20 protein-coding genes are annotated in these 23,530 nt (G+C 69.5%); 9 read left to right on the forward strand and 11 right to left on the reverse strand.

Annotation, left to right across the window (positions count from 1 at the left end; genetic code table 11):
- Nucleotides 1-25: 25 nt before the first annotated feature.
- The 8 genes from ACTJK8_RS16160 to ACTJK8_RS16195 form a co-directional block, all read right to left on the reverse strand.
- Nucleotides 26-1,048 (reverse strand): ABC transporter ATP-binding protein, encoded by a 1,023-nt coding sequence (locus ACTJK8_RS16160; protein ID WP_116656420.1) that lies wholly within the window; start codon nt 1,046-1,048, stop codon nt 26-28.
- Entirely contained in the window at nt 1,045-2,040 is a 996-nt protein-coding gene (locus tag ACTJK8_RS16165; protein WP_440762213.1) for an ABC transporter ATP-binding protein, read from the reverse strand. The genes ACTJK8_RS16160 and ACTJK8_RS16165 overlap by 4 nt, the downstream gene beginning before the upstream one ends.
- A gap of 3 nt (nt 2,041-2,043) precedes the next feature.
- Nucleotides 2,044-2,967: an ABC transporter permease gene (locus tag ACTJK8_RS16170; RefSeq protein WP_440762214.1), complete on the reverse strand. Its 924-nt coding sequence runs from the start codon at nt 2,965-2,967 to the stop codon at nt 2,044-2,046.
- Nucleotides 2,964-3,947, reverse strand: coding sequence for an ABC transporter permease (locus tag ACTJK8_RS16175; RefSeq protein ID WP_053620599.1), 984 nt, complete (start codon nt 3,945-3,947; stop codon nt 2,964-2,966). The genes ACTJK8_RS16170 and ACTJK8_RS16175 overlap by 4 nt, the downstream gene beginning before the upstream one ends.
- Nucleotides 3,944-5,563, reverse strand: a complete 1,620-nt coding sequence (locus ACTJK8_RS16180) for an ABC transporter substrate-binding protein (RefSeq protein ID WP_440762215.1) — start codon at nt 5,561-5,563, stop codon at nt 3,944-3,946. The genes ACTJK8_RS16175 and ACTJK8_RS16180 overlap by 4 nt, the downstream gene beginning before the upstream one ends.
- A complete protein-coding gene (locus tag ACTJK8_RS16185; protein WP_053620601.1) occupies nt 5,554-6,546 on the reverse strand; it encodes a CobW family GTP-binding protein in 993 nt (330 codons plus the stop codon). Before ACTJK8_RS16185 ends, ACTJK8_RS16180 begins: the two co-directional genes overlap by 10 nt.
- The gene (locus ACTJK8_RS16190) at nt 6,543-8,180 is read right to left on the reverse strand and encodes an amidohydrolase (protein WP_440762216.1); all 1,638 of its coding nucleotides are present in this window, start codon (nt 8,178-8,180) and stop codon (nt 6,543-6,545) included. Before ACTJK8_RS16190 ends, ACTJK8_RS16185 begins: the two co-directional genes overlap by 4 nt.
- 317 nt (nt 8,181-8,497) lie before the next feature.
- Nucleotides 8,498-9,358: a LysR family transcriptional regulator gene (locus ACTJK8_RS16195; RefSeq protein WP_012321679.1), complete on the reverse strand. Its 861-nt coding sequence runs from the start codon at nt 9,356-9,358 to the stop codon at nt 8,498-8,500.
- Between the two features lie 174 nt (nt 9,359-9,532).
- Here ACTJK8_RS16195 and ACTJK8_RS16200 point away from each other — a divergent pair, with 174 nt between their 5' ends.
- The 4 genes from ACTJK8_RS16200 (at nt 9,533) to ACTJK8_RS16215 (ending at nt 13,361) form a co-directional block, all read left to right on the forward strand.
- On the forward strand, nt 9,533-10,417 hold the full coding sequence (locus ACTJK8_RS16200; protein ID WP_076727862.1) for an NAD(P)-dependent oxidoreductase: 885 nt from the start codon (nt 9,533-9,535) through the stop codon (nt 10,415-10,417).
- Between the two features lie 50 nt (nt 10,418-10,467).
- Complete coding sequence (locus ACTJK8_RS16205) at nt 10,468-11,316, forward strand: alpha/beta fold hydrolase (RefSeq protein WP_012321681.1); 849 nt, start codon at nt 10,468-10,470, stop codon at nt 11,314-11,316.
- 67 nt (nt 11,317-11,383) lie between these two features.
- On the forward strand, nt 11,384-11,914 hold the full coding sequence (locus tag ACTJK8_RS16210) for a VOC family protein (RefSeq protein ID WP_012321682.1): 531 nt from the start codon (nt 11,384-11,386) through the stop codon (nt 11,912-11,914).
- Nucleotides 11,915-12,677: 763 nt separating this feature from the next.
- Nucleotides 12,678-13,361, forward strand: a complete 684-nt coding sequence (locus ACTJK8_RS16215) for a L,D-transpeptidase (protein ID WP_408902624.1) — start codon at nt 12,678-12,680, stop codon at nt 13,359-13,361.
- A gap of 326 nt (nt 13,362-13,687) precedes the next feature.
- On the opposite strand, the gene ACTJK8_RS16220 is transcribed toward ACTJK8_RS16215, so the two are convergent.
- Nucleotides 13,688-15,586: a S9 family peptidase gene (locus ACTJK8_RS16220; protein WP_440762217.1), complete on the reverse strand. Its 1,899-nt coding sequence runs from the start codon at nt 15,584-15,586 to the stop codon at nt 13,688-13,690.
- A 555-nt stretch (nt 15,587-16,141) separates the two neighbouring features.
- Between ACTJK8_RS16220 and ACTJK8_RS16225 the strand changes: the two genes are divergently transcribed.
- Entirely contained in the window at nt 16,142-16,546 is a 405-nt protein-coding gene (locus ACTJK8_RS16225) for a hypothetical protein (RefSeq protein WP_440762218.1), read from the forward strand.
- Nucleotides 16,547-16,958: 412 nt separating this feature from the next.
- Here the strand turns inward: ACTJK8_RS16225 and ACTJK8_RS16230 are convergent, their stop codons facing one another.
- Entirely contained in the window at nt 16,959-17,759 is an 801-nt protein-coding gene (locus ACTJK8_RS16230) for a pentapeptide repeat-containing protein (RefSeq protein ID WP_053620604.1), read from the reverse strand.
- A 187-nt stretch (nt 17,760-17,946) separates the two neighbouring features.
- On the opposite strand from ACTJK8_RS16230, the gene ACTJK8_RS16235 reads away from it, so the two are divergent.
- On the forward strand, nt 17,947-18,621 hold the full coding sequence (locus ACTJK8_RS16235) for a Crp/Fnr family transcriptional regulator (protein ID WP_024828587.1): 675 nt from the start codon (nt 17,947-17,949) through the stop codon (nt 18,619-18,621).
- 188 nt (nt 18,622-18,809) lie between these two features.
- Here the strand turns inward: ACTJK8_RS16235 and ACTJK8_RS16240 are convergent, their stop codons facing one another.
- Complete coding sequence (locus ACTJK8_RS16240) at nt 18,810-19,916, reverse strand: ring-opening amidohydrolase (protein WP_012321688.1); 1,107 nt, start codon at nt 19,914-19,916, stop codon at nt 18,810-18,812.
- A gap of 387 nt (nt 19,917-20,303) precedes the next feature.
- On the opposite strand from ACTJK8_RS16240, the gene ACTJK8_RS16245 reads away from it, so the two are divergent.
- Genes ACTJK8_RS16245 through ACTJK8_RS16255 form a run of 3 tightly spaced genes read left to right on the forward strand, consistent with a single transcriptional unit; the run spans nt 20,304 to nt 23,294 of the window.
- On the forward strand, nt 20,304-20,861 hold the full coding sequence (locus tag ACTJK8_RS16245; RefSeq protein WP_012321689.1) for a GbsR/MarR family transcriptional regulator: 558 nt from the start codon (nt 20,304-20,306) through the stop codon (nt 20,859-20,861).
- Between the two features lie 55 nt (nt 20,862-20,916).
- Complete coding sequence (locus ACTJK8_RS16250) at nt 20,917-21,636, forward strand: DUF4166 domain-containing protein (RefSeq protein WP_440762219.1); 720 nt, start codon at nt 20,917-20,919, stop codon at nt 21,634-21,636.
- Entirely contained in the window at nt 21,633-23,294 is a 1,662-nt protein-coding gene (locus ACTJK8_RS16255) for a DUF4166 domain-containing protein (RefSeq protein ID WP_440762220.1), read from the forward strand. Before ACTJK8_RS16250 ends, ACTJK8_RS16255 begins: the two co-directional genes overlap by 4 nt.
- The last annotated feature ends 236 nt before the right edge of the window (nt 23,295-23,530 follow it).

Raw genomic sequence — 23,530 nt, forward strand, 5'->3', positions numbered from 1 at the left:
TCTCGCACGGGGGAACCCGGCGGGATCAGGCTGCCTGGGCCCGGTCGAAGTCCGGCGCCTCGATCTCGCCGACCCGGTGACAGGCGACGTAGTGGCCCGGGCCGGTCGCCAGCAGGGCGGGATCCTCGGCGCGGCAGCGCTCGACCGCGAACGGGCAGCGCGCAGCGAACCGGCAGCCGGCGGGCGGATCGATCGGGCTCGGCGGCTCGCCGCGCACGAGGTAGCGCGCCTTCAGGGCATCCCGCGCCGGACCGGCCGGTACCGCCGCCGAGATCAGCGACCAGCTGTAGGGATGGCGCGGGGCGGAGAAGAACGTCCGGGTCGGCGCCTGCTCGACGATGCGGCCGAGATACATCACCGCGACCTCGTCGCAGAGATGCTGCACGACGCCGAGGTCGTGCGAGATGAAGATGTAGGCGAGGCCGCGCTCCGCCTGGAGCTTGGCCAGGAGGTTGAGGATCTGCGCCTGGATCGCGACGTCGAGGGCCGACACCGCCTCGTCGCAGACGATGATGTCGGGCTCGGTCGCCAGCGCCCGGGCGATGCACAGGCGCTGGCGCTGCCCGCCCGAGAACTGGTGCGGGAACAGGCTCCGGGCCTCGGCCGGCAGGCCCACCGCGGCGAACAGCGCGTCGAGCCGCGCCGCCGCCTGCCTGCGCGACAGGCCCACCAGCAGCCGCAGCGGCTCGGCCACGAGGTCGCCGGCGCAGCGGCGGGGATCGAGCGACGCGAACGGGTCCTGGAAGACCATCTGGATGTGGCGCCGTGCCTGCCGGAGCCGGGCGCCCCGGAGGCCGATTATGTCCTCGCCGCGCAGGACCACCTGACCCGCGGCCGCCGGGACGAGGCGCATGATCCCCTGCGCCGTGGTGGACTTGCCCGAGCCGGATTCGCCGACGATGCCGAAGCTCGCGCCCCGGCGCACGACGAAGCTCACGCCGTCGACGGCGTGGACCCGCCCTCCGCCCGGGACCGGGAAATGGACCTTCAGGTCGTTGACCTGCAGGAGGTCGGCCCCGATCGGGGCCGATGCGGCGTCCGTCGTCATGCGGCGCGGTCCTCCGGGTGCCAGCAGGCCACCGCCCGGGCCGGGCCGGCCTCGGCCAGGGGCGGCTGGGGATTGTCCAGGCAGGTGGCGTCGGCCCGGCCGCACCGGTCCGCGAAGGCGCAGATCGCCGGCCGCCGGCCCAGCGGCGGGACGAGACCCGGGATCTCCCGCAGCATCCCCGCACCCGCATCGGCCGCCGCGCCGAGGCGCAGGTGCGGCGTGCAGCCCATCAGCCCCCGCGTGTAGGGATGCTGCGGCGCGCGCATGACCGACCGGGTGTCGCCCTGCTCGATGCAGCGCCCGGCGTAGAGCACCGCCACGGTGTCGGCGATGTCGGCCACCGCCCCGAGGTCGTGGGTGATCAGCACGATGGCGGTGCCCATCTCGTCCTGCAGGGCCTTCAGCAGGTCGAAGACCTGCGCCTGGACGGTGACGTCGAGGGCCGTGGTCGGCTCGTCGGCGATCAGGAGCTTGGGCCGGCAGGCCAGTGCCATGGCGATCATCACCCGCTGGCGCATGCCGCCGGAGAGTTCGTGCGGGTAGGCGTGCAGGCGCCGCTCGGCCGCCGGGATCTGCACGGCCCTGAGCATCGCCAGCGCCCGCTCCAGGGCGGCGCGGTGCCCGAGCCGCTGGTGCAGCCGCAGCGCCTCGGCGATCTGGTCGCCGACCGTGTAGACCGGGTTCAGGGCCGTCATCGGCTCCTGGAAGATCATCGACAGGGCGCTGCCGCGCAGGGCCCGCAGCCGGGCCGGCTTGGCGGCCGCGATGTCCTCCCCGGCGAGCCGGATGCGGCCGCCGGCGCGGGCGAAGCCCTCCGGCAGCAGGCCCATGATCGCCAGCGCCGTCATGCTCTTGCCGCAGCCGGATTCGCCGACCAGCGCGACGGTGCGGCCGGCCTCGACGGAGAAGCTGAGCCGCTCCAGGACCGGCACGCGGCCGCCCGGCCGCGTCAGGGTCACGGTCAGGTCCTCGACGGCGAGTACGGGGGCCATCGCTCAGCTCCGCTTGCGCAGGCGCGGATTGACCGCGTCGTTGACCGCGTCGCCCACGAGGCTGACGCCGAGGACCGCGAGGAAGATCGCCGCGCCGGGCAGCAGCACGGTCCACCACGCCTCCAGGGCGTAGGCGCGGTTCTGCCCGATCATCAGCCCCCAGCTCATCACGTTGGGGTCGCCCAGGCCGAGGAAACTCAAGGCCCCCTCGAACAGCACGGCGGTGCCGATCGCCAGCGTCGCGGAGACCACGATCGGCGGCGCGGCGTTCGGCAGGATCACCCGTCCGATCAGGTAGAGCGGTCCGGCACCGGCCGCCCGGGCTGCCTTGACGAAGTCGAGGCCGCGCAGGCGCAGGAACTCGGCCCGGGTCAACCGGGCGGTCGGCGGCCACGACACGATGCCGATCGCGATCGTGGTGATGGCGATCTTCTGGCCGAACAGGGTGACCAGAACCATCGCGAACAGCAGGGTCGGCAGCACCTGGAAGAACTCGGTGACCTTCATCAGCGCCGCGTCGACCCGGCCGCCGAAGAAGCCCGCGAGCGCCCCGAAGGTCACGCCGATCACCACGGTGATGAGCGCCGCCGAGAACCCGACCAGCAGGGTCGCGCGGCCGCCCTGGAGCAGGGCCGCCAGGATATCCTGACCCAGGTAATCGGTGCCCAGCACCGGGTCGCCGCCGGGTGGCTGGAACGGGGCGCCGACGATCTCGAACGGGTCGACCCTGTAGAGGTGCGGGCCCGCCAGCGCGGCGAACAGCAGGCCGATCAGGATGGCCAGGCCCAGGAGCCCGCTCGGGTTGCGCAGGAACAGGCGCAAGGCGGCGAGGCCGGGATCCGCCGCCGGGCGCGGCATCGGTGGCGCGGTCTCGGATCGCACCGGCTGGGGCCGCACCGCCGGTTCGGCCGCGGCGAGGGCGCTCATGCCGGCCTCCCGGCGCGGATCCGCGGGTCGATCAGGCGGTAGAGGAGGTCGGTGACGAGGTTCGCGGCGATGACCAGCAGCGCCGAGCAGAACAGGATGCCGAGCAGCGTCGGGTAGTCGCGCCGCAGGATCGAGTCGAAAGTCAGCCGGCCGAGACCCGGCCACGCGAACACGGTCTCGACCAGGATCGCCCCCGCGAAGAGCTGCCCGAACTGGAGCCCGACCATGGTGACGAGGGGGATCAGCGCGTTGCGCAGCGCGTGCTTGCCGATCACGGTCCGCTCCGGCAGGCCCTTGGCCCGGGCGGTGCGGACGTAGTCGGCGTTGAGCGCGTCGATCATGCTGGCGCGCATCAGGCGGCTGTACTGCGCGACGTAGACGATGCCGAGGGTCAGCGCCGGCAGGACCAGGTGGCGGGCGACGTCCAGGGCGTAGGCGAGGCCGTGGCGTGGGGTGGCCACGTCCTCCATCCCGGCGACCGGGAGCACCGGCCACAGGGAGGCGAACACGACCAGCAGCATCAGGCCGGTCCAGAACACCGGAGCGGCGTTGCCGGCGATCGCCACCAGGGAGACGGCGTGACTGACGAGGCCGTTCGGCCTGCGGGCGCCCAGGATCCCGAGGCCGGCCCCGGCCAGCACCGCGAGGGCGAGGGAACTCAGAACCAGCAGCGCGGTGGCCGGCAGACGACCCAGGATCAGGCGCGAGACCGGCTCGTTGAAGTAGAACGAGTAGCCGAGATCCCCCCGCACCACCTTGCCGACATAGGTCGCGAGCTGCTCGGGGAGGCCGCGGTCGAGGCCGTAGCGGGTGCGGATCTCGGCCATGATCTCCGGCGAGGCGCCGCCCATCTCCCCGGCGATGACCTGCGCCGGATCGCCCGGCGCCGCCTGGATCAGCAGGAAGTTCAGCACCACCACGGCGAGCAGCAGGCCGGCGGCGTTCGCCGCCGTCGCGCTGAGCCTGCGCAGGCCCGTCATCGCTCGGCTCCGGCGGCGCCCTGCGCCCAGGCGACCTCGTCGAGGGGCGAGAGCGGCCCCCAGATCGACAGGGGCAGGTTCGTCAGGCGCTTGTCGTAGACCGCCTTGTAGGGGGTGAGGTTGATATAGGCGATCGGCGCCTCGGACACGACGATCTTCTGGAATTCGCTGTAGAGCGCCTTGCGCTTCGCCAGGTCGGTCTCGACCGCGGCGGCGTTCAGCAGCTCGTCGACCTTCGGATTCTTGTACTGCTGCGTGTTCGACCAGATGACGCCCTTGCGGATGTTGGTCGACAGGTAGGTCCGCGCCACGCCGATCACGGGGTCGCCCCAGTTGAAGACGTTGTCCATGGTCAGGTCGAAGTCGAAGTTGGAGACGCGCTGCGCCCAGGTCGGGAAGTCCGGCGCGGCCCGGACCTGGAGGGCGATGCCGATCCGCTTGAGGCCGGCCCGCAGGTACTCGGCGACGTTGCGCTGCTGGTCGTTGTCGTTGGGAATGTAGTCGATGGTGAGCGGGAACCGCGTGCCGTCCGGCCCCTTCTTCAGCCCGGCCTCGTCGAGCAGGGCGTCCGCCTTGGCGATGTCGAGCGTGTAGAGGTCGACGGCCGGCTCGTAGAACGGCGAGCCCGGCACGATCGGGCCAGTGGCGGGTTTCGCCGTGCCGCCGAGCAGCTTGCCGGTGATGAAAGCGCGGTTGGCCGCCAGGGCGATGGCCCGACGGACGCGCACGTCGTCGAGGGGCTTCTTCCCGCAGTTGAAGGCCAGCCAGTTGATCGGGCCGATCCCCTCGAAGCCGCGATCCGTCACCGTCAGGGTCGGCGCCTTGGCGAGGCGCTCGATGTCCCGCACCGAGGAGAGGAACGGCAGCATGCCGATCTCGCGCCGCTCGGTGGCGATGACGAGGCTGTTCTGGTCCGGCAGGATCCGGTAGACGAGCCGCGCCAGCTTGGGCCGCCCGGGGATGAAGAACCGGTCGAACCGCTCGAGCTGGATCGACTCGCCCTGCTTGTACTCGACGAACTTGAACGGGCCCGATCCGACGGGCTTCAGGTTGGCCGGATGGGTCTTGATGTCCTGGCCGTCGCCGTAGACGTGCTTGGGCAGGATCGGCATCAGGCCGGGCGACATGGCCAGCAGCAGCGCCGGGTGCGGGCGCGCGAGCCGGATGATGACCGTGTGGGCGTCGGGGGTCTCGACCGTCGAGACCGGCTCCAGCATGGTCTGGAACGGATGGTTGGCCTTGATCACCCCGATCGAGAAGGCGACATCCTCCGCGGTGAGCGGGTGCCCGTCGTGGAAGACGGCGTCCTCTACGAGGTGGAGCGTCACGCTCAAGTTGTCGGGGTCGATAGTCCAGGATTTCGCCAGATAGGGTTGCGGGTTCCACTGATCGTCGTAGCGCAGCGGGCTCGCGAAGATCTGCGTCGAGACCATCCCGGTGGCGATGCCGGACTGCACGGCGCCGTTGAAGTGGCGCGGCACTTGGTTGGTGCCGATCACCAGCGGCGCGATCGCGTCGTCGGCCAGCGCCTTCGGCAGGTCGAGGATCGGGGCCGTCAGGGGCGCGGCGAGGACCGAGAGGCCGGCGCCGAGGAGCGTGCGTTTGGTCAGGCGCATCGGGTTCGGTCTCCGTGTGGGGTTTGCGGGGGTCGCAGCGCGGCGTCGAGGAGGCCGGCCAGCGCCGGGCCGGCTTCGGGATCGGTCGCCGCGATGCCGACGAGCTCGGCCCCGTCCGGCGCGGGCTCCGGCAGCGGCGACAGGCTCCAGCGGCGCCCGACCATCTGAAGCAGATGCGTCTCGGATCGGCCGGCCAGACCGAGGCGCCCCTTCAGCCGCAGGAGCGAGGCCGGCATACCGGCGAGCGCGCGCTCGAGCCCGACGCGGTCGAACGCGCCCGCGCGCCGGTAGAGCAGGCGCTGGAAGATCTCCTCGTGCGGGACCGCCTCGGCCCGCAGCCCGCTCGATCCCGGCCGGACCCGCTCCGGACCCGCGCCGCTGAGATCGAAGACCGCCGCGGGCAGCGCGGCCGCCACGGTCTCGACCACCGGGACGCCCGGCGCGAGGGCGGTGAGCGTGTCCCGGGCGGCCGCGCGGCCGGACGCGTCCACGAGGTCGCGCTTGTTGAGCACGAGGAGGTCGGCGGCGCGGATCTGGCGGGCGAGCGTGTCGCCCAGGCGCGGGTCGGCGGCGAGGCCGGGCAGGCGCTCGGCATCCGCCAGCACGACGACGCCGCGCAGGACGAGGCCGGGCTCCACCAGGGCGATCTCCGCGATGGCGCCCGGGTCGCCGACGCCGCTCGCCTCGATGACGATGTGGTCGAAGGGCTCGGGCTCCGCGAGGACGCGCATCAGCGTGTCGAGGAAGCCGTCGGCGAGGCTGCAGCAGACGCAGCCATTGGTCAGCCGCAGGGTCTGGCCGTCATGGTCCCGGATCAGGCCGGCATCGACGTTGATCGCCCCGAAATCGTTGACCAGCACCGCGTAGCGGCCCTGCGAGCCGGCGAGCAGCCGGTTCAGCAGCGTCGTCTTGCCGGCTCCGAGGAAGCCGCCGACGACCGTGAGCGGGCAGCGCGTCGCGGGCGCGGGAAGCCCGCGCCTCATGCCGGCGGCACCGCGAAGACGCGGCCGCCGAGCACCGTGGCGTGGACCGGGACGTCCTTGAGCGCCTCCGGGGGCACTTCGTACGGGTCCGCGTCGAGCACGGCGAAGTCGGCGAACTTCCCGGCCTCGATGGAGCCGACGCAATGGTCCATCCGCAGGGTGTAGGCGGCCCCCAGCGTCACGGCGTGCAGGGCCTCGGCGACGCTCAGCCGCTCCTCGGGGCCGAGCAGGCGCCCCGACGACGTGGTCCGGTTGACGGCGCACCAGGCGGTGAACATCGGCCCGAGCGGCGTCACCGGGGCGTCCGAATTGATCGCCAGCGGGATGCCGAGCCGCGCCGCGCTCCCGGCGGCGTCGATCCGGGCCGCCCGTTCCGGTCCCATCGTCAGGTCGTGATGGGCGTCGCCCCAGTAATAGAGGTGGTTCGAGAACAGGTTGAGGCACAGGCCCAGGGCCTTGACCCGCCGCAGCTGCGCCTCGGTCGCCATCTGGCAGTGCTGAAGGGTGTGCCGATGGTCGGGACGGGGATGGGCGATCTGCGCCTTCTCGACCGCGTCGAGGGCCGCCTCGGTGGCCTCGTTGCCGTTGGTGTGGATGTGAAGCTGGATGCCGGCGGCGTGGTAGACGCCGACGATCCGGTCGAGATCCTCGGGGGCGACGTACCAGAGGCCGTTCGGAGCGCCGTTGTGATAGCCCGGCGGCAGGAGCCGGGCGGTGAAGCCTTGGATCGACCCGTCGACGACGATCTTGACGATGCCGAAGCGGAGGCGATCGGTGTTGGCGGCGACGAGGCGGCCGATCCTCGCGACGCCGTCTTCCGGGGGACACGAGACCGAGGCCAGAGCCGGCACGATCCGCACCGGCAGGCCCTCGACGCAGGCGGCGCCGTAGACCGCCACGGTCGCGTCGGTGAGGTCGTTGTGCAGGTCGGCGATGGTGGTGATGCCCTGCAGCTGCGCGGCCGCACCGAACCGGGCCACGTCGGCGGCGTCGAGGGTCCCGCTCATCGGGTTGTAGCCGAGCCCCCGGAACAGGCGCAGCCGGGCGGCGATCCCCTGCAGTTCGCCGGACGGGGTGCCGTCCGGCAGCTTCGGCACGCCGTCGATGGCGGTGGTTTCATCGAAGCCCGCCATCTCCAGGAGCAGGCTGTTGACGTTGGTGATGTGCAGGCTGGCGTGGTGGACCATCACCGGCCGGGTGGTCGAGACCCGGTCGAGGTCGTGCCGGGTCAGGCGCGCGCCGCCGAGATGCAGCGGATCGAAGCCCCAGCCGTAGAGCAGCTGGTCCGGATCGGCGATGGACCGGTCCGCCTCCGAGAGCCGGTCCACGACGGAGCCGATGTCGTGCAGGCCCGGCACGCGGCGCCCGTCCGGGCTGCGGCGGTCGCCGGCGCCGACATAGGTCTGGCGCCAGAGGGTGCCCTCCATCACGTGGGCGTGCCCCTCGACGAAGCCGGGGAGGATGACCTTGTCGGCGAAGCGGCGGTCCGGAACCGCGTCGAGCCCGTCGAACTCGGCCTGCGTCCCGACCATCAGCACGCGCCCGTCTTGCACGGCGATATGCGTCGCGTCCGGCCGCGACGGGTTCATCGTGATGACCCGCCGGGCCTCGAAGAGGGTGATCTCGCTCGGCATGGCTGTCCTCGGCACGGCGCCCAGGATGTCGGCCGTTCACCCGGGCCGCTAGCGCCAGACGTCGGGGATGAAGGGAGCCAGGGCGCGGCGGTGCCACTTCAGAGCTTCGGCCTGAGCGGCGATGCGGGGCTGCCGGAGACGACGTGGCCGGTGCGGGCGTCTTCGGCAACAGGTGGCAGTAGGCGTCAGCGTGGCTTAGCTGTCCTCTGCTCGCGTCAGGACCCGCTCCGGCGTTCCACCGGCGACACCGCGCGCGTCGCGATCAGACGCCTCGGCTCAAGCCCTCCGGCGGCCTTGATCGCTCTCCCGGCGACCCATCATACGGTCGCGTTCCCGAGATGGTCCGATACGGTCGAGACGAACGCACGAAGACGCCGAAGACGCCGTAGATCCCGGTGGTATCCCACCCAGATATCTCGCGCTGGCGGTTGCGTCGGCAGGTCCAGCCTGCGGATACCCGGGATCTGCGTGCCGACGACGCGGGGCAGGACCGCGATGCCGACGCCTTGCCTGCACATGCGCCCTTGGACGTTGCGGTTGTTCGAGCGCAGGACCGGTCTTGCGTTGGGGAAAGTCTCGATGAGCCACGCGATGTCCGGGAAGTGACCCGTCGATGTCTCGTGGGTGATCAGCCGGAAACCCGTGCCATCGCCGTATCTGGGGTCAGGTGATTCCTCGGCGATGTAGACGCCGTACTCGAGCCTGAAGAGTCGCCGCTGGACCACATCGGCGGTGTTGAACGGCACGATACGGAAAGCGAGGTCGGCCTCCCGCTGGGCGAGGTTGAACAGGCGCGTGCCGGTCAGGATCTCGACGTCGACATGGGGGTAGGCCCTCGAGAAGTCCGCCAGGATGGGAGGCAGGACATAGGCCCCGAACCAGTCCGCCGATGAGATGCGGAGACTGCCCTTGAGGTTCTGCTCCTGCCCTGCGAGCCGGCGCTCCATGGCCAGCGCGCCTTCTTCCATCTGCTCCGCCAGCGCGATGATCCCGTGACCCTCTTCGGTCAGAACGAGACCGTCCGCAGTCCGCTGGAAGAGCGTGTGACCGATCGCCTGCTCAAGCGCGCGCAGACGCCGGCCGACGGTGGGATGGCTTGTCTGAAGAGACCGCGCGGCGCCGCCGAGCGTACCGGATCGCGCGATAGCGAGAAAGATTCTGACGTCACTCCATTCCATCGCGGCACCCACACAAAACTGAACGCTAGGAATACAGTTCTGTCACTTCAAGAGCGATTCTGACCATCTAGGTTGCTGCCGATATCTGAGGGCGCGGGTCTCAGCCCGATGATCGCTCAACAGCCTGCGTCCGATCCCGCGCACGGCCCTCGTCCGAACGGCAGGAGATAGATCATGCAGATCGGGTTCATCGGTCTCGGCAGTATGGGTTCAGCCATGGCCCTGAACTTGGTGAAGGCAGGCCATGAGGTGCGGGCCTGGAACCGTAGCAGGATCGTCCAGGATCGCGTTCCCGGAATAACGCTGGTCCCGGTCGCGGCTGATGCATTCCAGGCTGACGCAGTCTTCACGATGCTGTCCGACGATCCTGCCATTCGAGAAGTCATCCTCGATGCCGGTCTGCTCGCAAAGGCGCGTCCAGGGCTGACCCATGTCATCACATCGACGATCTCGGTCGCTCTCGCGCGAGAGCTGGAGGTGCTGCACGAGAAGGTTGCCCTCGGCTATGTGTCCGCGCCCGTGCTCGGGCGGCCGAACGTAGCGGCGAGCGGCCAGCTCAACATCCTGGCAGCCGGGAAGGCCGATGCGGTTGCCGCGATCGAGCCGTTGCTCGCTTCGATCGGCAAGAGAGTCTGGAAGTTGGGGGAGGATCCGGCGCGCGCGAACGCCGCCAAGATCGCCTGCAACATGATGATCGCCATGGCGATCGAGGCGATGGCTGAGGGTGTCGTGCTGACCGAGAGCGTGGGCTTGGACCGCGCGGACTTCTTCGAGCTCATCCTGGGCACCCTTTTCTCGGGCCGTGCCTACGAGAGCTACAGCGCGCAGATCACGGACCGATCGTTCGAGCCCGGCTTCAAAGCCAAGCTCGCGCTCAAGGACATGCGCCTGGCGGTCGAGGCCGGCAACCAGATCGGACGCACGCTCCCGATGCTTGAGGCTGTCCGAGAAGGACTCGCCAACGCTGTCTCATCGGGCCTCGGCGAGAAGGACTGGTCGATCATGGCCGACATGACGGTTCGTAACATCGCGACCGCCACCGATTCCGGCGAGCGCTGAGCGCCGGCCGCGAGCTCTGTCCGAACTTCAACATCGTGTGGAATGCGATCATGATCGCGACTTTGAAGGGATTTACCCAGCAGTCGATGCCGGTGAATGGCATCAAGATCAACGCCGTCACAGGGGGCTCAGGCCCGCCGATCCTTCTGCTTCACGGCTGGCCGGAAACATGGTGGGAATGGCACCACGTGATGCCGCTGCTGGCCGAGCGTTTCAGCGTGGTGGCCATGGACCTGCGCGGCGCGGGCTTTTCCGACTGCCCGCTCGGCGGCTACGACAAGGCGACGATGGCGCGCGACGCGCACGAAGTCATGGTGGCCCTCGGACACGAACGCTATGCCGTGTGCGGACACGACATCGGCGGCATGGTGGCGTTGCCGCAGGCGGCCCTTCATCGAAGGGCTGTCACGCATCTCGCCGTCCTCGACGTGCCGCTTCCCGGCTGGACCGAGTGGGAGGCGACGACCGCGAGGCTCTGGCATTTCAGCTTCCATGTGAACCGGGATCTGCCCGAGCGTCTGATCCATGGCCGCGAATATGACTATGTATCGGCCTTCATGGCTGAGCGGTTCTACGACCACAGCACCTTCAATCCGGCGGACATCGAGATCTACGCGAAAGCGATGGCGCTTCCTGGCCGCACCCGCGGCGGCATGGAATGGTATCGCACCCTCGCCGCCGACCATGCGGCCGCGCTCGAGTACAAGAAGCAGCCGCTCGAAATACCGGTGCTGGGTCTCGGCGGCGATCAGCGTTTCGGTGCGGAGATGGTGCCGATGCTCAAGGAATTCGCGATCAACGTGACCGGCGGCTCGATTGCGCGGTGCAGCCACTATGTCGCGGATGAGCGGCCGAACGAAGTCGCGGCCGCTCTGATCGATTTCCTCGAGGCCGATTGAGGTTCTGCTCCCGCGCCCGTGTCGCCAGGGCGAATCGCGGTTGATCAATCAAGAAGGGAACACTGTCATGACGGCGCCTGTCACGCGCGGGGTCAATCATATCGGCATCACGGTGCCCGACATCGAAGCGGCAAAGTCGTTTCTGGTGGAAGCTCTCGGCGCCCGAGTGATCTACCAGTCCTTCGGACCGCAGGATCCACCGCGGCAGGGCCCCGAGTTCGAGCGGGCCGTCGGCGCATACCCAGGAACGGTCGTGCGCGGGCAGGCGATGGTCAAGATCGGAACCGGACCCGATATCGAGCTCTTCGAAATGCACGGCCCCGAGCAAGCCCAGCCGGTCCGAGCGAGCGACTTCGGCATCACGCACTTCGGTCTCTACACCGACGACATCGACGCCTCGGTCGAGCGCTTCGAGAGAGCCGGGGGGACCCCTCTCACCGCGCCACGCGTCATTCCCTATGCAACCGAGAAAGGTCCGGGAAACAAGGTCTGCTACTGCCGTATGCCCTGGGGCACGACGGTAGAATTCATCACCACGCCGGACCGCATGGCCTATCATGACCAAACTGATCTGCGCCGATGGCAAGACGAGGAGTGAGTAGGAGAGAAGGCGGCTCGCATCAGCAGCGGCTTCCACGATCGTCGGTGTCGTTGAAGCGACGCGCGCATCGATCCTGGGGGGCGCCCGGGCGCGACGGCCTGTGCGTAGAGCCACGGCCTGCGGATCTGCGCTGTGAACGCCGTGGGCGCCGGCCGGCCATTCTCACCCTGCGGCAGCCCGCTACCGGTGAGCACCGCCGCTGTGATCTGGTGGGCGGCTCGTGTGACGGTCACGGCAGACAACGGCTCAGCGCGAGAGCCGTTAGCCCGGCTCCAAGCTCGAAGCCTCCATCCTGCTCGCCCCCTCCCGGCCCTCTGCGCTCAGTCGGCACGGCGAGGCTGAGACTGCATCAGGCCTCAATGTCGGCCATCGAGGCCGCGATGATCCGCCTGTTGCCGAGCCTGCCCGCCGCTTGCTCGAAAGGACCGGTTCATGTGCAAGTGGTGCAGGCGGATACGGGCCGAACTGCAATTTATGCGGATCATGTAAGTTGATGCTCTCACTCCGTTGCGAAGATATGGTCGCGTGATAGATCGACGCTCGCATCATTCGAAGAAACGATCTCAGAAAATCGGCCTATAGCTTCGTGATCGCTGCGACTCCGGCGCCAAGGTGCCGGCTGTCGAAGAAGCATGACGCGATGACAGGAGACGACTGCGAAGCCATGATGCCTGATCTCTGCAATGGTCCGCGCTCGGCCCGTGCCCGAGCGCTGCGCGGCGCTTCCGTGCTGTCGCTCACGCTGCTGGCGGCGGGCTGCATGGCGACCGATCGTGATGTTGGGGCGATCGCGCGCGTCGCGCCGGTGCACCCGAGCTTCCTCGCCATGTACGCGGCGAAGCCCGCCGAACGCTTCCCGCTGCCGGCGACCGACATCAGCGCGGTCGATCCGCGCTACTTCCGCCAGGAGGTCGCATACCCGCGCAGCGAGCCGCCGGGTACCGTGGTCGTCGATCCGGGCAACAAGTTTCTCTACCTCGTACGCGAGAACGGCAGGGCCCTGCGTTACGGGGTGGGTGTCGGCAAGGCCGGTCTCGCGTGGAACGGGACCGCCGAGATCAAGCGCAAAGCGGAATGGCCGCGCTGGACGCCGACCGCCGACATGATCCGGCGCGAGCCCGAGCGCAACGGCCCTTGGCGCAACGGCATGGCGCCGGGCCTGACGAACCCGCTCGGCCCGCGCGCGCTCTACCTGTTCGACGGCGATCGGGACACCCTCTACCGCATTCACGGCACGACCGAGCCGCAAACCATCGGCACGAACGTCTCGTCCGGTTGCATCCGGATGTTTAACCAGGACATCATCAACCTCTACGAGCGCGTGCCCGTGAATACGAAGGTCGTGGTGCTGCGGCCCGACGCGCACGTCGAGCCGCTAGAGGCCTTCGCGACAGCGCGCGAAGAAGAGGGGCCTGGACATCTCAGTGCCGTTCCGAAGCCTTGATGATGCAGGGATACATTACGTATCCGAAAGCCGTCATTCTTGAGGAGGAAGGTTCGCTCTTGCACCGATCCTCTTTCGTGAGCGCCCGCCACACCGATCGTCCCGTCGACTGCTCGCTTCCCCGATACACCTCGGCATCTCCGCTCCTGAGCGAAGCGCGTCGGACCACAGCTGGCCGGGTGGGTCGTTCTCTGCCCGTCCGCTCCGGCTCGGCGGTGAGCCGTGAGCGGACACACGATGGTTCCGTCAACCGCTCGTGCCCTCGCGAGGGATCCAGCGATGCTGTTGAGACCATCGCCGGCCTCGGTGACGGCTCGGCGGCGCGATCAGAGGATTTGCATGCTGCTGCGCTCCCGGGTCACGGGATCGTCCGGCTCACAGCGGCCGCCAAGATGCGCAGCCAGGAACGCCTCGGCCTGGGCATAGAAGCTGAGAGTGTTCTCCGGCCGCTCGAACCCGTGTCCCTCGTCGGGGAACAGCAGATAGCTGACAGGGATGCCCTTGCTGCGCAGGGCCGCGACCATCTGGTCGCTCTCTGCCCGCTTCACCCGCGGATCGTTGGCGCCCTGCGCGATCATGAGCGGCCGGCGAATGCGGTCCGCCTGATGAAGCGGCGAGCGATCTCGCAGGCGTGCCAGGCCCTCGGCGGTGTCCGGGTCGCCGATCATCCGCTTCAACTGATGGCGGCCCGCCTCCCAGTAAGGAGGAATCGTCTCTAGTAAGGTCTCCAAGTTCGACGGTCCGACGATGTCGACACCGCAGGCGTAGAGATCCGGGTTTCGGGTGAGCCCGACGAGGGTAGCGTAGCCGCCGTAGGACGCGCCGTAGATGGCGATCCGGCTCGGATCGATGGGCAGGTTATCCTTGGCCCAAGTCACGGCCTCGATGAGGTCGTCGTCCATCCGCCGCCCCCACTCACCCTCGGCGGCGTTGACGAACGCCTTCCCGAATCCGGCAGAGCCGCGGAAGTTGACGCTGAGCGCAGCGTAACCGCGATTGGCAAGCCATTGATGCTCCCGGTTGCAACCGAACTCGTCACGGGCCGTGGGGCCGCCGTGGACGACGAGCACGAGCGGAACGCGCTCACTCGGGCCCGCGCGTTCCGGCAGGGTCGCGTACGAGATCAAGTTCAGCCCGTCCCGGGCCGGGATCGTGTGCGGCTCCATCGGACGGAGACCTGCCGCTGCCAGCTCCGGCGAGCTTGGCGGCAGCCGCGTGAGCGTGCGGTTCGGCCGGTCGAACACGAAGACCTCGCCCGGGGAGACGTCGGAATAGGTCCCGACGAGCCAGATGTCGTCGGCCTCGGTGCGACCGACCACGACGGGGTTCTCGAGGCCTTGATCTGCCAGCCACGCGAAATCGCCGGCGCGCGGATCGACCGTATGGAACTCGCGAACGAGGTAGGAGACGCCGTAGCCCAGGATCTCCTGCGTCTCGGCGTCGGTGAAGGTCTCGGTGATGTCGGCCCGCGGGTCGCTCGCAATCAGGGTCCGCTCACCCGTGGCGAGGGTGATCGCGCTGAGCGCGGCGGTGTCGCGACCGCGGCTGTCGGCCATGTAGAGGATCGACCCATCGGCGCTCAGGTGGAGCGGGAACGTGGTGCGTGCATCCTCGCGGGGGATGGTCTGCCACGGCTGCCAGTCCTCGGGCGCGGGTGGCCCCTCGGCGCGTGCATTGCGCAGCAGGTGCATCTCGCCGTTCGGGTGCAGGGCGACCGCGAGGGTCGGCCGGAACGCCGCGTCGACCATGATGTCGGCAAAGCCGGGATTGTCAGCGAGCTTGCGCCGCTCGCCTGTTGCCGGGTTGATCGCGTATAGATCGTGAAACCGCGGATCCCGGTCGTTGAGATAGACCATGATCATGTCGCGGATCTTGCGACTCACACCGCCGAGGTTCGCCTTCACATCGGGTTCGGGCGTCAGGTTGCGCACGCTCCCGTCGGCGATGTTCAGCGCGTAGAGGCGGGTGTTTTCGTCGCCGTCAGTGTCCTGGCCGTAGACAAGATGCGTCGCACCCATCGTCCAGCAGTAGGCGGTGACGCCGCGGCCCTGATCGAAGGTCAGCTGCCGAGCGCGGTCGGGAGTCGCGCGCGGCGCGATGAAAATGTTCATCACCCCATTGGCGGGTGCGACCCAGGTCAACCACTCGCCGTCCGGGCTGATTTGCCGAAAGGCACGCTCGGGATTTCCGAACAGGATGCGCCGTGGGATCAGATCGCCTTGCATTTGAGAGCCTTCGATGGAGGAAGAGGGATTTGTTCTCGACCGGTAAATAGAGATCTACTGTACGCTGAGGTGAGGATAATCGTGTGGCGATTGTGGCGCGGCCTGTCGGTGCGATTTGTTTCATTGGGTGATGGTTTAAATTCTCGCACCGAATTCGGTCGACGCGAGTAGTCAGATAAACTGGGCGCCGTTGCGAGGCCGTAAAATCGTTGATTCACCATGCGATCGCCATCAGGCCGGCGCGGAAGCAACGTCGAGGGATAGGAGACGTCTTCCTGGGCGGAGAAGCGAACGACACGGCCGCGGCTGCTCGCAGGCCCGTTTCAAGCCAGCTGAATGGCGGGATCGGGCCGCATCGAAAACAGCCGATCGAGCTCCATCGGCAGGATCCTGGGAATCGGAGAACCGGACCGCTCATGCGTCGTGAGCAGCGGCCGGCTTGTGCTGCACGTCACCGCAATCCCTGGAAGAGCGCCTACAATCCTACACAGTTCGGCAGGCCAGCGTAAATTCGGATCGGCTAGATGCCAGCTGAAAGGCAGAAGGTGTTGGGCCGTGAAGAACCTGCTCGCAGCCGCCATATTGCTCGGATCGACGGTCGGCGCGACGGCGGTCGAGTCATATGGGGACTATCGTGACTACTTCGATACGAAGTCTGTGACTGTGAAGCGCGCGCCGAGCAGAGGTTTCAAGAAGACGGCTCCTGTCGACATCGCCGCTGACCTGAGCGCCGTGCGACGCCCCACTAAGGGCAACCGCGGCGGGATGTACCGCTACGACCATGGGTCCAGGCTGATCGCCGATATAAGGCCTCGCAACTGGGACGGTGGGTATGTTCCCGTGCAGCCGCGCAGTTGGTCGCCGGACGGCTTCTGGGGGCCGACCGACTACTCACACGAGGGTCGCGAAATGAACCAGCACTTATACCAGGTTCGGGGACGGCGCGACCGCGCCTGGTGATGCCGCACCCTCGAGGGTGCGATAGACGCTGCGGCGTGAGATCTTGGGCGCGCGGGCGATGGTGGTTGGCCGCGCCCGCGCCGCTCGACGGCCGCGGATCTCCTCCTGGAGCGTGGATCACGGCCGGCCCCTGATCGGCAGGGGGCGGTCGGCAGCGGGAGGACCGCTCAGGGTGGATTTCTGTCGGTCCGCTTCTGCGCGACACGGGCGCCGAAGCGGACATCTCCCTGACGATCCAACCCGGTCAGCGGCGGGTAGTCAGGTTTGTCAGCCAGTCTGGTGAGGCGTTGACCGGGATAGTCTCCGCAGACTTGTCGTAGCCCGTGGCGGTCATCGGGCCGATGGCCACGACGGACAGCGCGAGGCCGGCGGGGAGGGCGCCGAGCAGGTGGGGTCCGCGGCGACGGGCGGCTCAGTTTGAAGCCTGGGTGACGGCGCGGTCGACGTTCACGCGCTCGGTCCAGTCCTTGGCCTCGGACTGACCCTTGAGGTCGATCAACCGGGCGCCGCTGACGTCGACGTTCTTGAAGTCCGCGCCCGTCACCGTAGCGCCGGTCAGGTTGGCGCCCGACAAATCCGAGCCCATCAGCACCACGTCGGTGAGGTCGGCGTCCTTCAGGTTGGCATACTCGAGGCGCGACCGGCCGAGGTCGGCTCCCTTGAGGTTCGCGCCCGAGAGGTTCACCGATGTGAACACCGCCCGCATCAGGCCCATGGACTGGTTCTTGATGTCGGCTCCGCCCTTGAGGTCGACCAGCGTCGCGCCGCTCATGTTGGCGCCCTTGAAGTCGCCGATGGGCATGGAGCGGCTGAGGTCGGCGCCGCTGAGGTCGGCGTCCCGCGCCGTGATGCCGAACATCTTCGCGTCCGCGAGCTTGGCGCCGGCCAGGTCGGCCTTCAGGAACCACGCCTGTTCGAGGTTTGCCCCGCTGAGGTCGGCGCCGCGCAGGTTGGCCCTGTTCAGGCGCGCCGTCCGCAGGTTGGCGCCCCGCAGGTTCAGCCCGGAAAGGTCGAGGCCGGACAGGGACCTGTCGTGCAGATCGACGGGCTTGCCGTCCGCGCCCTCGATCAGCGCCTCGACGTCGGCGCGACTCATGTCGGCCTTGGTCATGGCGGGCGAGGACATGTCCGCCCCGAGCAGGAGGTCCTGTTCGGCCGCGGCGGGGCCGGCGGCGACGGCAGCGAGCGTGAGGCTGAGGGCGAGGCGGCGCATCGGTTCACTCCCGGCGGGTGCCGCACATGGCGGGCGCCCTTATCGTGTTCGGTGTGGTCGGATGCTATGCCGACCCGCTGCGCCCGGTCGGTGACCCAGGTCACACAAGTCCGGCGCGGCGGGAGAAGAACGCGACGCTAGCCGGACGATCAGCCCGTCGTCATGGCCGGGGGAGACGACGCCAGCCATGACGGATGCTCAGAAGGTCGAGCGTTGGATCGACCGGTTCCCGCTTCTTCGGGCGCTCAGCCCGGCGCACCTCCAGATCGCCCGGGGAACCGTGCACTTCCCGGTGCTGGACGCGGGCGCCATCGCCTACGAACTGGATGGCGCGTGCGCCAACTACCTGATGTGCCTGGAGGGTCGCACGCGCATCTTCCGCATGTCGGAGGGCGGGCGCGAGGTGCTGATCTACAAGGTCGGTCCCGGCGGCACGTGTGCCCTGACCACGCAGTGCCTGCTGTCCGGCGGCACGTTCCCGGCGCAGAGCGTGGCCGAGGAGAGGACCGAGTTGGCGGCGCTGCCGGTGAGCACGTTCCAGCACCTGATGGGCGAGAGCGCCGCTTTCCGCAGCTTCGTCATGGACGATTACACGCGGCTGATGTCCGGCCTGTTCACGCTGATCGATGAGGTCGCTTTCGCACCGCTGAAGCAGCGCCTCGTGCAGCGGCTCCTGGCCGAGTCCGAGCCGCGGGGTATCGCCGCGGTAACCCATCAGAAGCTTGCCGACGATGTCGGCAGCGTGCGGGAGGTGGTGAGCCGGATCCTGGCGCAGTGGGCTGAGGCGGGCCTCATCGAGCTTCGCCGGGGCGCGGTCGAGATCGTCGACCGCGCCAGCCTGGCGGCCGCCGGCCGCCGATGACCTGCGCGGTCACGGAAGGCGGTGTCGGCAGGTATGTCTAGGGCGAGGTCACGGCTGTCAGCGCGATGGCCAGCACCAGGCGTTGCAACATCGAAAGGTCATGCCGTCTGTCTTCGCGCAGGATCGGCTCCGACCTCCTGGCGCTCGCACGTCCGCTGATCGGATTTCTGCGGTTCCGGGGCGCCGCTTCAGTCCCTCACGCGGGCGATGACCGCGACCGGGCCGCCACCGTCCGGCCCCTGATGCTCGGCGCCGCCGGAGACGAACAGGTCCGTCCGGCCGATTGCGGCGGCGGCCACCCCGCCGACCAGGGCGCGGGCGTGCCGGGTGGCGTTGATGTCGCTGTCGTCGTTCATGATGTGGCGCCGTCCCCGGATCAGGCCGTCATGGGAAGGCTCGGCCTTGACGAGCAGGGCGATCACGCGCTCCGACTCCTGACGCGACAACGGCCCCGCTTCCGGGAAGCCGAGGTCGCTGAGGACCCCCAGTATCGCGGGCAGGTCGATACCGTCGTCCATGACCCGGTGGGCGATGGCTAGCGGGCCGGTCCAGCCTGGGGCGTTTCCGAGCACGATGATCTCGTTGCGCATCAGCTCGATCCCCGCCGAGGCACTGGCGCGGCCGGAAAAGAGATCGCGCCGGGTGCCGATGGCGGGATCCGTGAGCTGTTCGCGATCGACCTCCCCGAGGGCGAGGGCGATGCCGAGCGCCGAGGCGCCCCGGGACAGGCCCATCGAGGCGTAGGTGTCGTGCGTGGCGACGCCGTGGCCCCGGGCGGCCGCGTCGGCGATCCGGGCGCTCGTCAGAAGCGGGCACTTCACCTGCACGAGATGCACGTCGGCGGGATCGGTGAGCCCCGCCTCTGCCATGGCCCGGCCGACCGCCGCCGCGGTCGCCTCGACCTGCGACATCCGGCCGATCTCCTCCGGCCGGAACGCGTGGGTGAAGGCCGTGCCGATGGCGAGCGCCTTCCGCTCCGGCGCCGCGGGTCCTTCACGCCGGGCGAGGATGAGGAAATGCGGCGACAGCCCGCCTTCGGTGCCGCCGGACATGACGAGGGCGATCCGGGCTCCGGCCTCCGCCGGCGTGCAGCCGAGTGCGGTGGCGAGCGCGGTCTCCAGAGCCATCACCGCGAGTTGCCGGGTGAAGTCATTCACGCAGCCATTGCCCTCGGTCTTGCCGAAGATCGCGACGATCTCGGGCGCACCCACCGTCCCGGAGGTGACGAGGTCCATCACCCCGGAAACGTCGGCGGGATGCTGCGCGGGCACGCGGAAGACGAGGCATTCGGGCATGAGGAACCGGGCGCAAAGAGGAGTGCGGCCCCGCTAGGCACGAACCGGACCAGCGTCGGAGAATCCGGGGAGCGCCGCTAGGCGTTCCTCTCGGCTGCGGACGATCCGGCACCGCCCCGACGGGACGACATGGCTGGCGGAGGCCCGGTCCCGGACTCGCCGCGGAGGCACGCCGCCGAGCGCCACGGGGTCGTGAGACGGTGACGGAGTCGTCCGGCACGCGCCTGGTCCCCAGCGTAAGCGCCCGAGCCGGGACCGGCGGGAGTCCGGGGACGCGCCGATCCTGCCGTGACTCTCCGGGGCTGCGGTTCCGGGCCGAGCCGCGGCATCGGCTTCCCCCGGTCCCACCGCTTGACATGGGCGTCACTTAGGTCTGTTATTTCTGTCATGACAGAAATAACAGATGCAACGCGTCCCCTGCCCGCCGCGGTCGAGCGCTTCGTACTGCACTGGGGTGACCTGGGCGGCCAGTGGGGCGTGAACCGCTCCGTCGCGCAGATCCACGCGCTCCTCTACCTCTCCGAGCGTCCTCTCACCGCCGAGGACATCGCCGGCCTGCTCGGCATCGCGCGCTCGAACGTCTCGAACTCGCTGCGCGAGCTGCTCGGCTGGAACCTGATCCGCCGCGTGCCGGTGATGGGCGAGCGCCGCGACCACTTCGTCGCCGAGACCGACCTCTGGGAGATGGTCACGCGCATCGCCGCCGGCCGCAAGGAGCGGGAGATCGATCCCGCCCTCGCGGCCCTGCGCGCCTGCGTCGCCGAGGCGAACGCGGACCCGGCCCTCGGGGCGGTCGCCAAGCGGCGCCTGCAAGCGATGCTCGACTTCACCGAGTCGATGGAGCGCTGGTACGGCCAGATGCTCAACGTGCCCCGCGGGACGCTGGCCAAGCTGATCCGGATGGGCGCCCGGATCGTGAAGTTCCTGCCGGCCAAGACCGAGTGACGGTCCGAGGATCGCGCTCAGAGAGCCCGAACGATCGAGGAATCAGGTGACCGCGATGGGAAGCGTCCGTCGAGCCGATGCTGGGCCGTCCCGCGAGACCCGCACCGCGCCGTCGTTCGACGGGCCGGGCGACCTCCTCGACCTGCGCTTCCGGACGCTGATCCCGGAACGCGCGTGGGCGAGCCTGTCGCCGGCGGTGCGCCGACGCTTCGGCAAGCGCCTGGCGCAGGGGGCGAGCGCGGTCTATGTCGGCCACGTCGTCGCGATGCGCGTCAGCCGCCTCGGCTGGCTCGTCGCGCAGGCGACGCGCCTCGTCGGCGCCCCGCTCCCCCTGGAGCGCGGGACCGGCCGTGCCGGCGTCGTCACCGTCACCGAGGATCCGGACGGGGGCGGTCAGATCTGGACGCGGCTGTACGCGCGCGCCTCCGGCTTCCCGCAGGTGATCCACTCGGCCAAGCGCTTCGCTGGCCCCACCGGCCTGGAGGAGCACGTCGGCGCCGGCGTCGGTATGACCCTGACCGTCGCGGTCGCGGACGGGGCGCTGGTGTTTCGCAGCCACCGCTACTTCATCGACTGCATCGGGCTCCGCCTGCACCTGCCGGGCTGGCTCACCCCCGGTGCGATCACCGTCACGCATGCCGATGCTGCCCCGGACGCGCCAGCGGACGCCTTCCGCTTCATCCTCGACATCGTCCATCCCTGGTTCGGGCGGTTGATCCGCCAGGAAGCGATCTTCCAGGACGCTGAGCCGGCAGCGCAGGAGGGCGGGGCGTGAGCACGATCCTGATCTTCGGCGGCTATGGCGGCTTCGGTGCGCGCCTGTCGCGCCGGCTCGCGGCCGCCGGGCACGCGGTCGTCGTCGCCGGCCGGCGCCTCGCGCGCGCCGAGGCGTTCTGCGCGGCCCATCCGCCGTGCCGACCCCTCCAGGCCGACCGCGGCGGGGCGGTCGCGCCCGTGCTGGAGCGCGTCCGTCCCGACCTCGTCATCGACGCGGCCGGTCCGTTCCAGGGCAGCGGCTACGAGCTGCCCCGGGCCTGCATCGCCGCGGCGATCCCTTATCTCGATCTCGCGGACGGCCGCGCGTTCGTGGCCGGCATCGGCGAGCTGGACGACGCCGCGCGAGCGGCCAGCGTCGCGATCCTGGCCGGCGCGTCGAGCGTCCCGGCCCTGTCCGGTGCCGCCGCGCGGCGCTTGGCCCAGGGGATGGACGCTGTCAGCGCCGTCGAGATCGCCATCAGCGCCTCAAACCGCGCGACCGCCGGAACGTCGGTCGCCGCGGCCATCCTGAGCTACGTGGGCAGGCCGATCCGGCTCTGGCGCGGGCAGCGCTGGTCGGTGGCCATCGGCTGGCAGGAGTTGCGGCGCGAACGCTTCGCCCTGTCTGACGGCTCCTCCCTCGGCCGCCGCTGGCTGGCGCTGGCAGACGTCCCGGACCTCGAACTCCTGCCCGGTCGGCTTCCTGGCCGGCCGGCGGTCAGCTTCAGGGCCGGGACCGATCGCGCGCTGCAGGTGATCGGCCTCTGGTGTGCGAGCTGGCCGGTGCGCTGGCGCTGGATCCCCTCCTTGCAGACGCTCGCGGGCGGTCTCCTCCTGGCGCAGCAGCTGACCGCCCGCCGGGGCTCGGATCGGTCCGGCATGGTCGTCCGGATGTTCGGCTCGGCCGATGGGCGCCGCGTCGAGCGGTGCTGGACGCTCCTCGCGGCCAACGGACACGGCCCGGAGATCCCCGTGCTGCCGGCGGCGATCCTCGCCGAGCGGATCCTGGCCGGCTCGATCGCCCCCGGCGCGCGCGACGCCGGGACCCTGCTCGATCTGACGGATTTCGAGCCGATCTTCGCGGGCCTGTCGATCCGTCACGACGTGCGGGAGTCGGTCCAGGCCGATGCGCTCTACGCGACCGTCATGGGGCCGCGCTTCGCCAAGCTCGCCCCGCGCGTCGCGGCCCTGCACGGCGTCCTGCGCGAGGCAGGGGCGCATGGTCGCGCCGTCGTGACGCGCGGCCGTCACCCGATCGCGCGAGCCCTCGCCGCGCTGCTCGGGTTTCCGGCCACGGGCGAACATGCCGTCCACGTCGGCTTCAGCGAGAGGCACGGAGTGGAACGCTGGACGCGGACGTTCTCCGGTCGCCGGTTCGCGAGCGCGTTCTTCGAAGAGCGCGGCTGCGTGGTCGAACGGTTCGGCTCGTTCCGCTTCCGGTTCCACCTCGCGAGCGACGGCGATGGGCTGCGCATGGTGCTGCGCGGCTGGTCGGTTGCCCGCCTGCCGCTTCCGCTGGCCTTCGTACCCCGTGCCTCCGCCCGCGAGTGGCAAGAGGCCGAGCTGTTCCACTTCGACGTATCGATCGTCCTGCCACTCGTCGGGCTGATGGTCCACTACGCGGGCTGGTTGGCTACCGACGACCGCGCGGGCGAGCGTTCCGGCTTCGCGGCATGAGTCGACACGCGCTCCGTCCCGGAGACTGCGGGCGGCCCGCGGTGCGCGCGGGAGGAGCTCTCGGGATCCCCGGGTGCCGACGCTCTGCCGCGGGCTCGAGCTGTCCGGGCGCCATCGGGATCGCGCCGTCTCGGACGCGGACCTCCGAGGGACGTCGGACCTGATCGCGATCCCGAGATCGCGCCCCCGTATCATCCAAGCATCATCGCGGCGGATCGGCCCCGCGCCTAGATCAA

Origin of the sequence: Methylobacterium sp. 22177, assembly GCF_052045615.1 — a bacterium.
GTDB classification, from domain to species: Bacteria; Pseudomonadota; Alphaproteobacteria; order Rhizobiales; family Beijerinckiaceae; genus Methylobacterium; species Methylobacterium radiotolerans.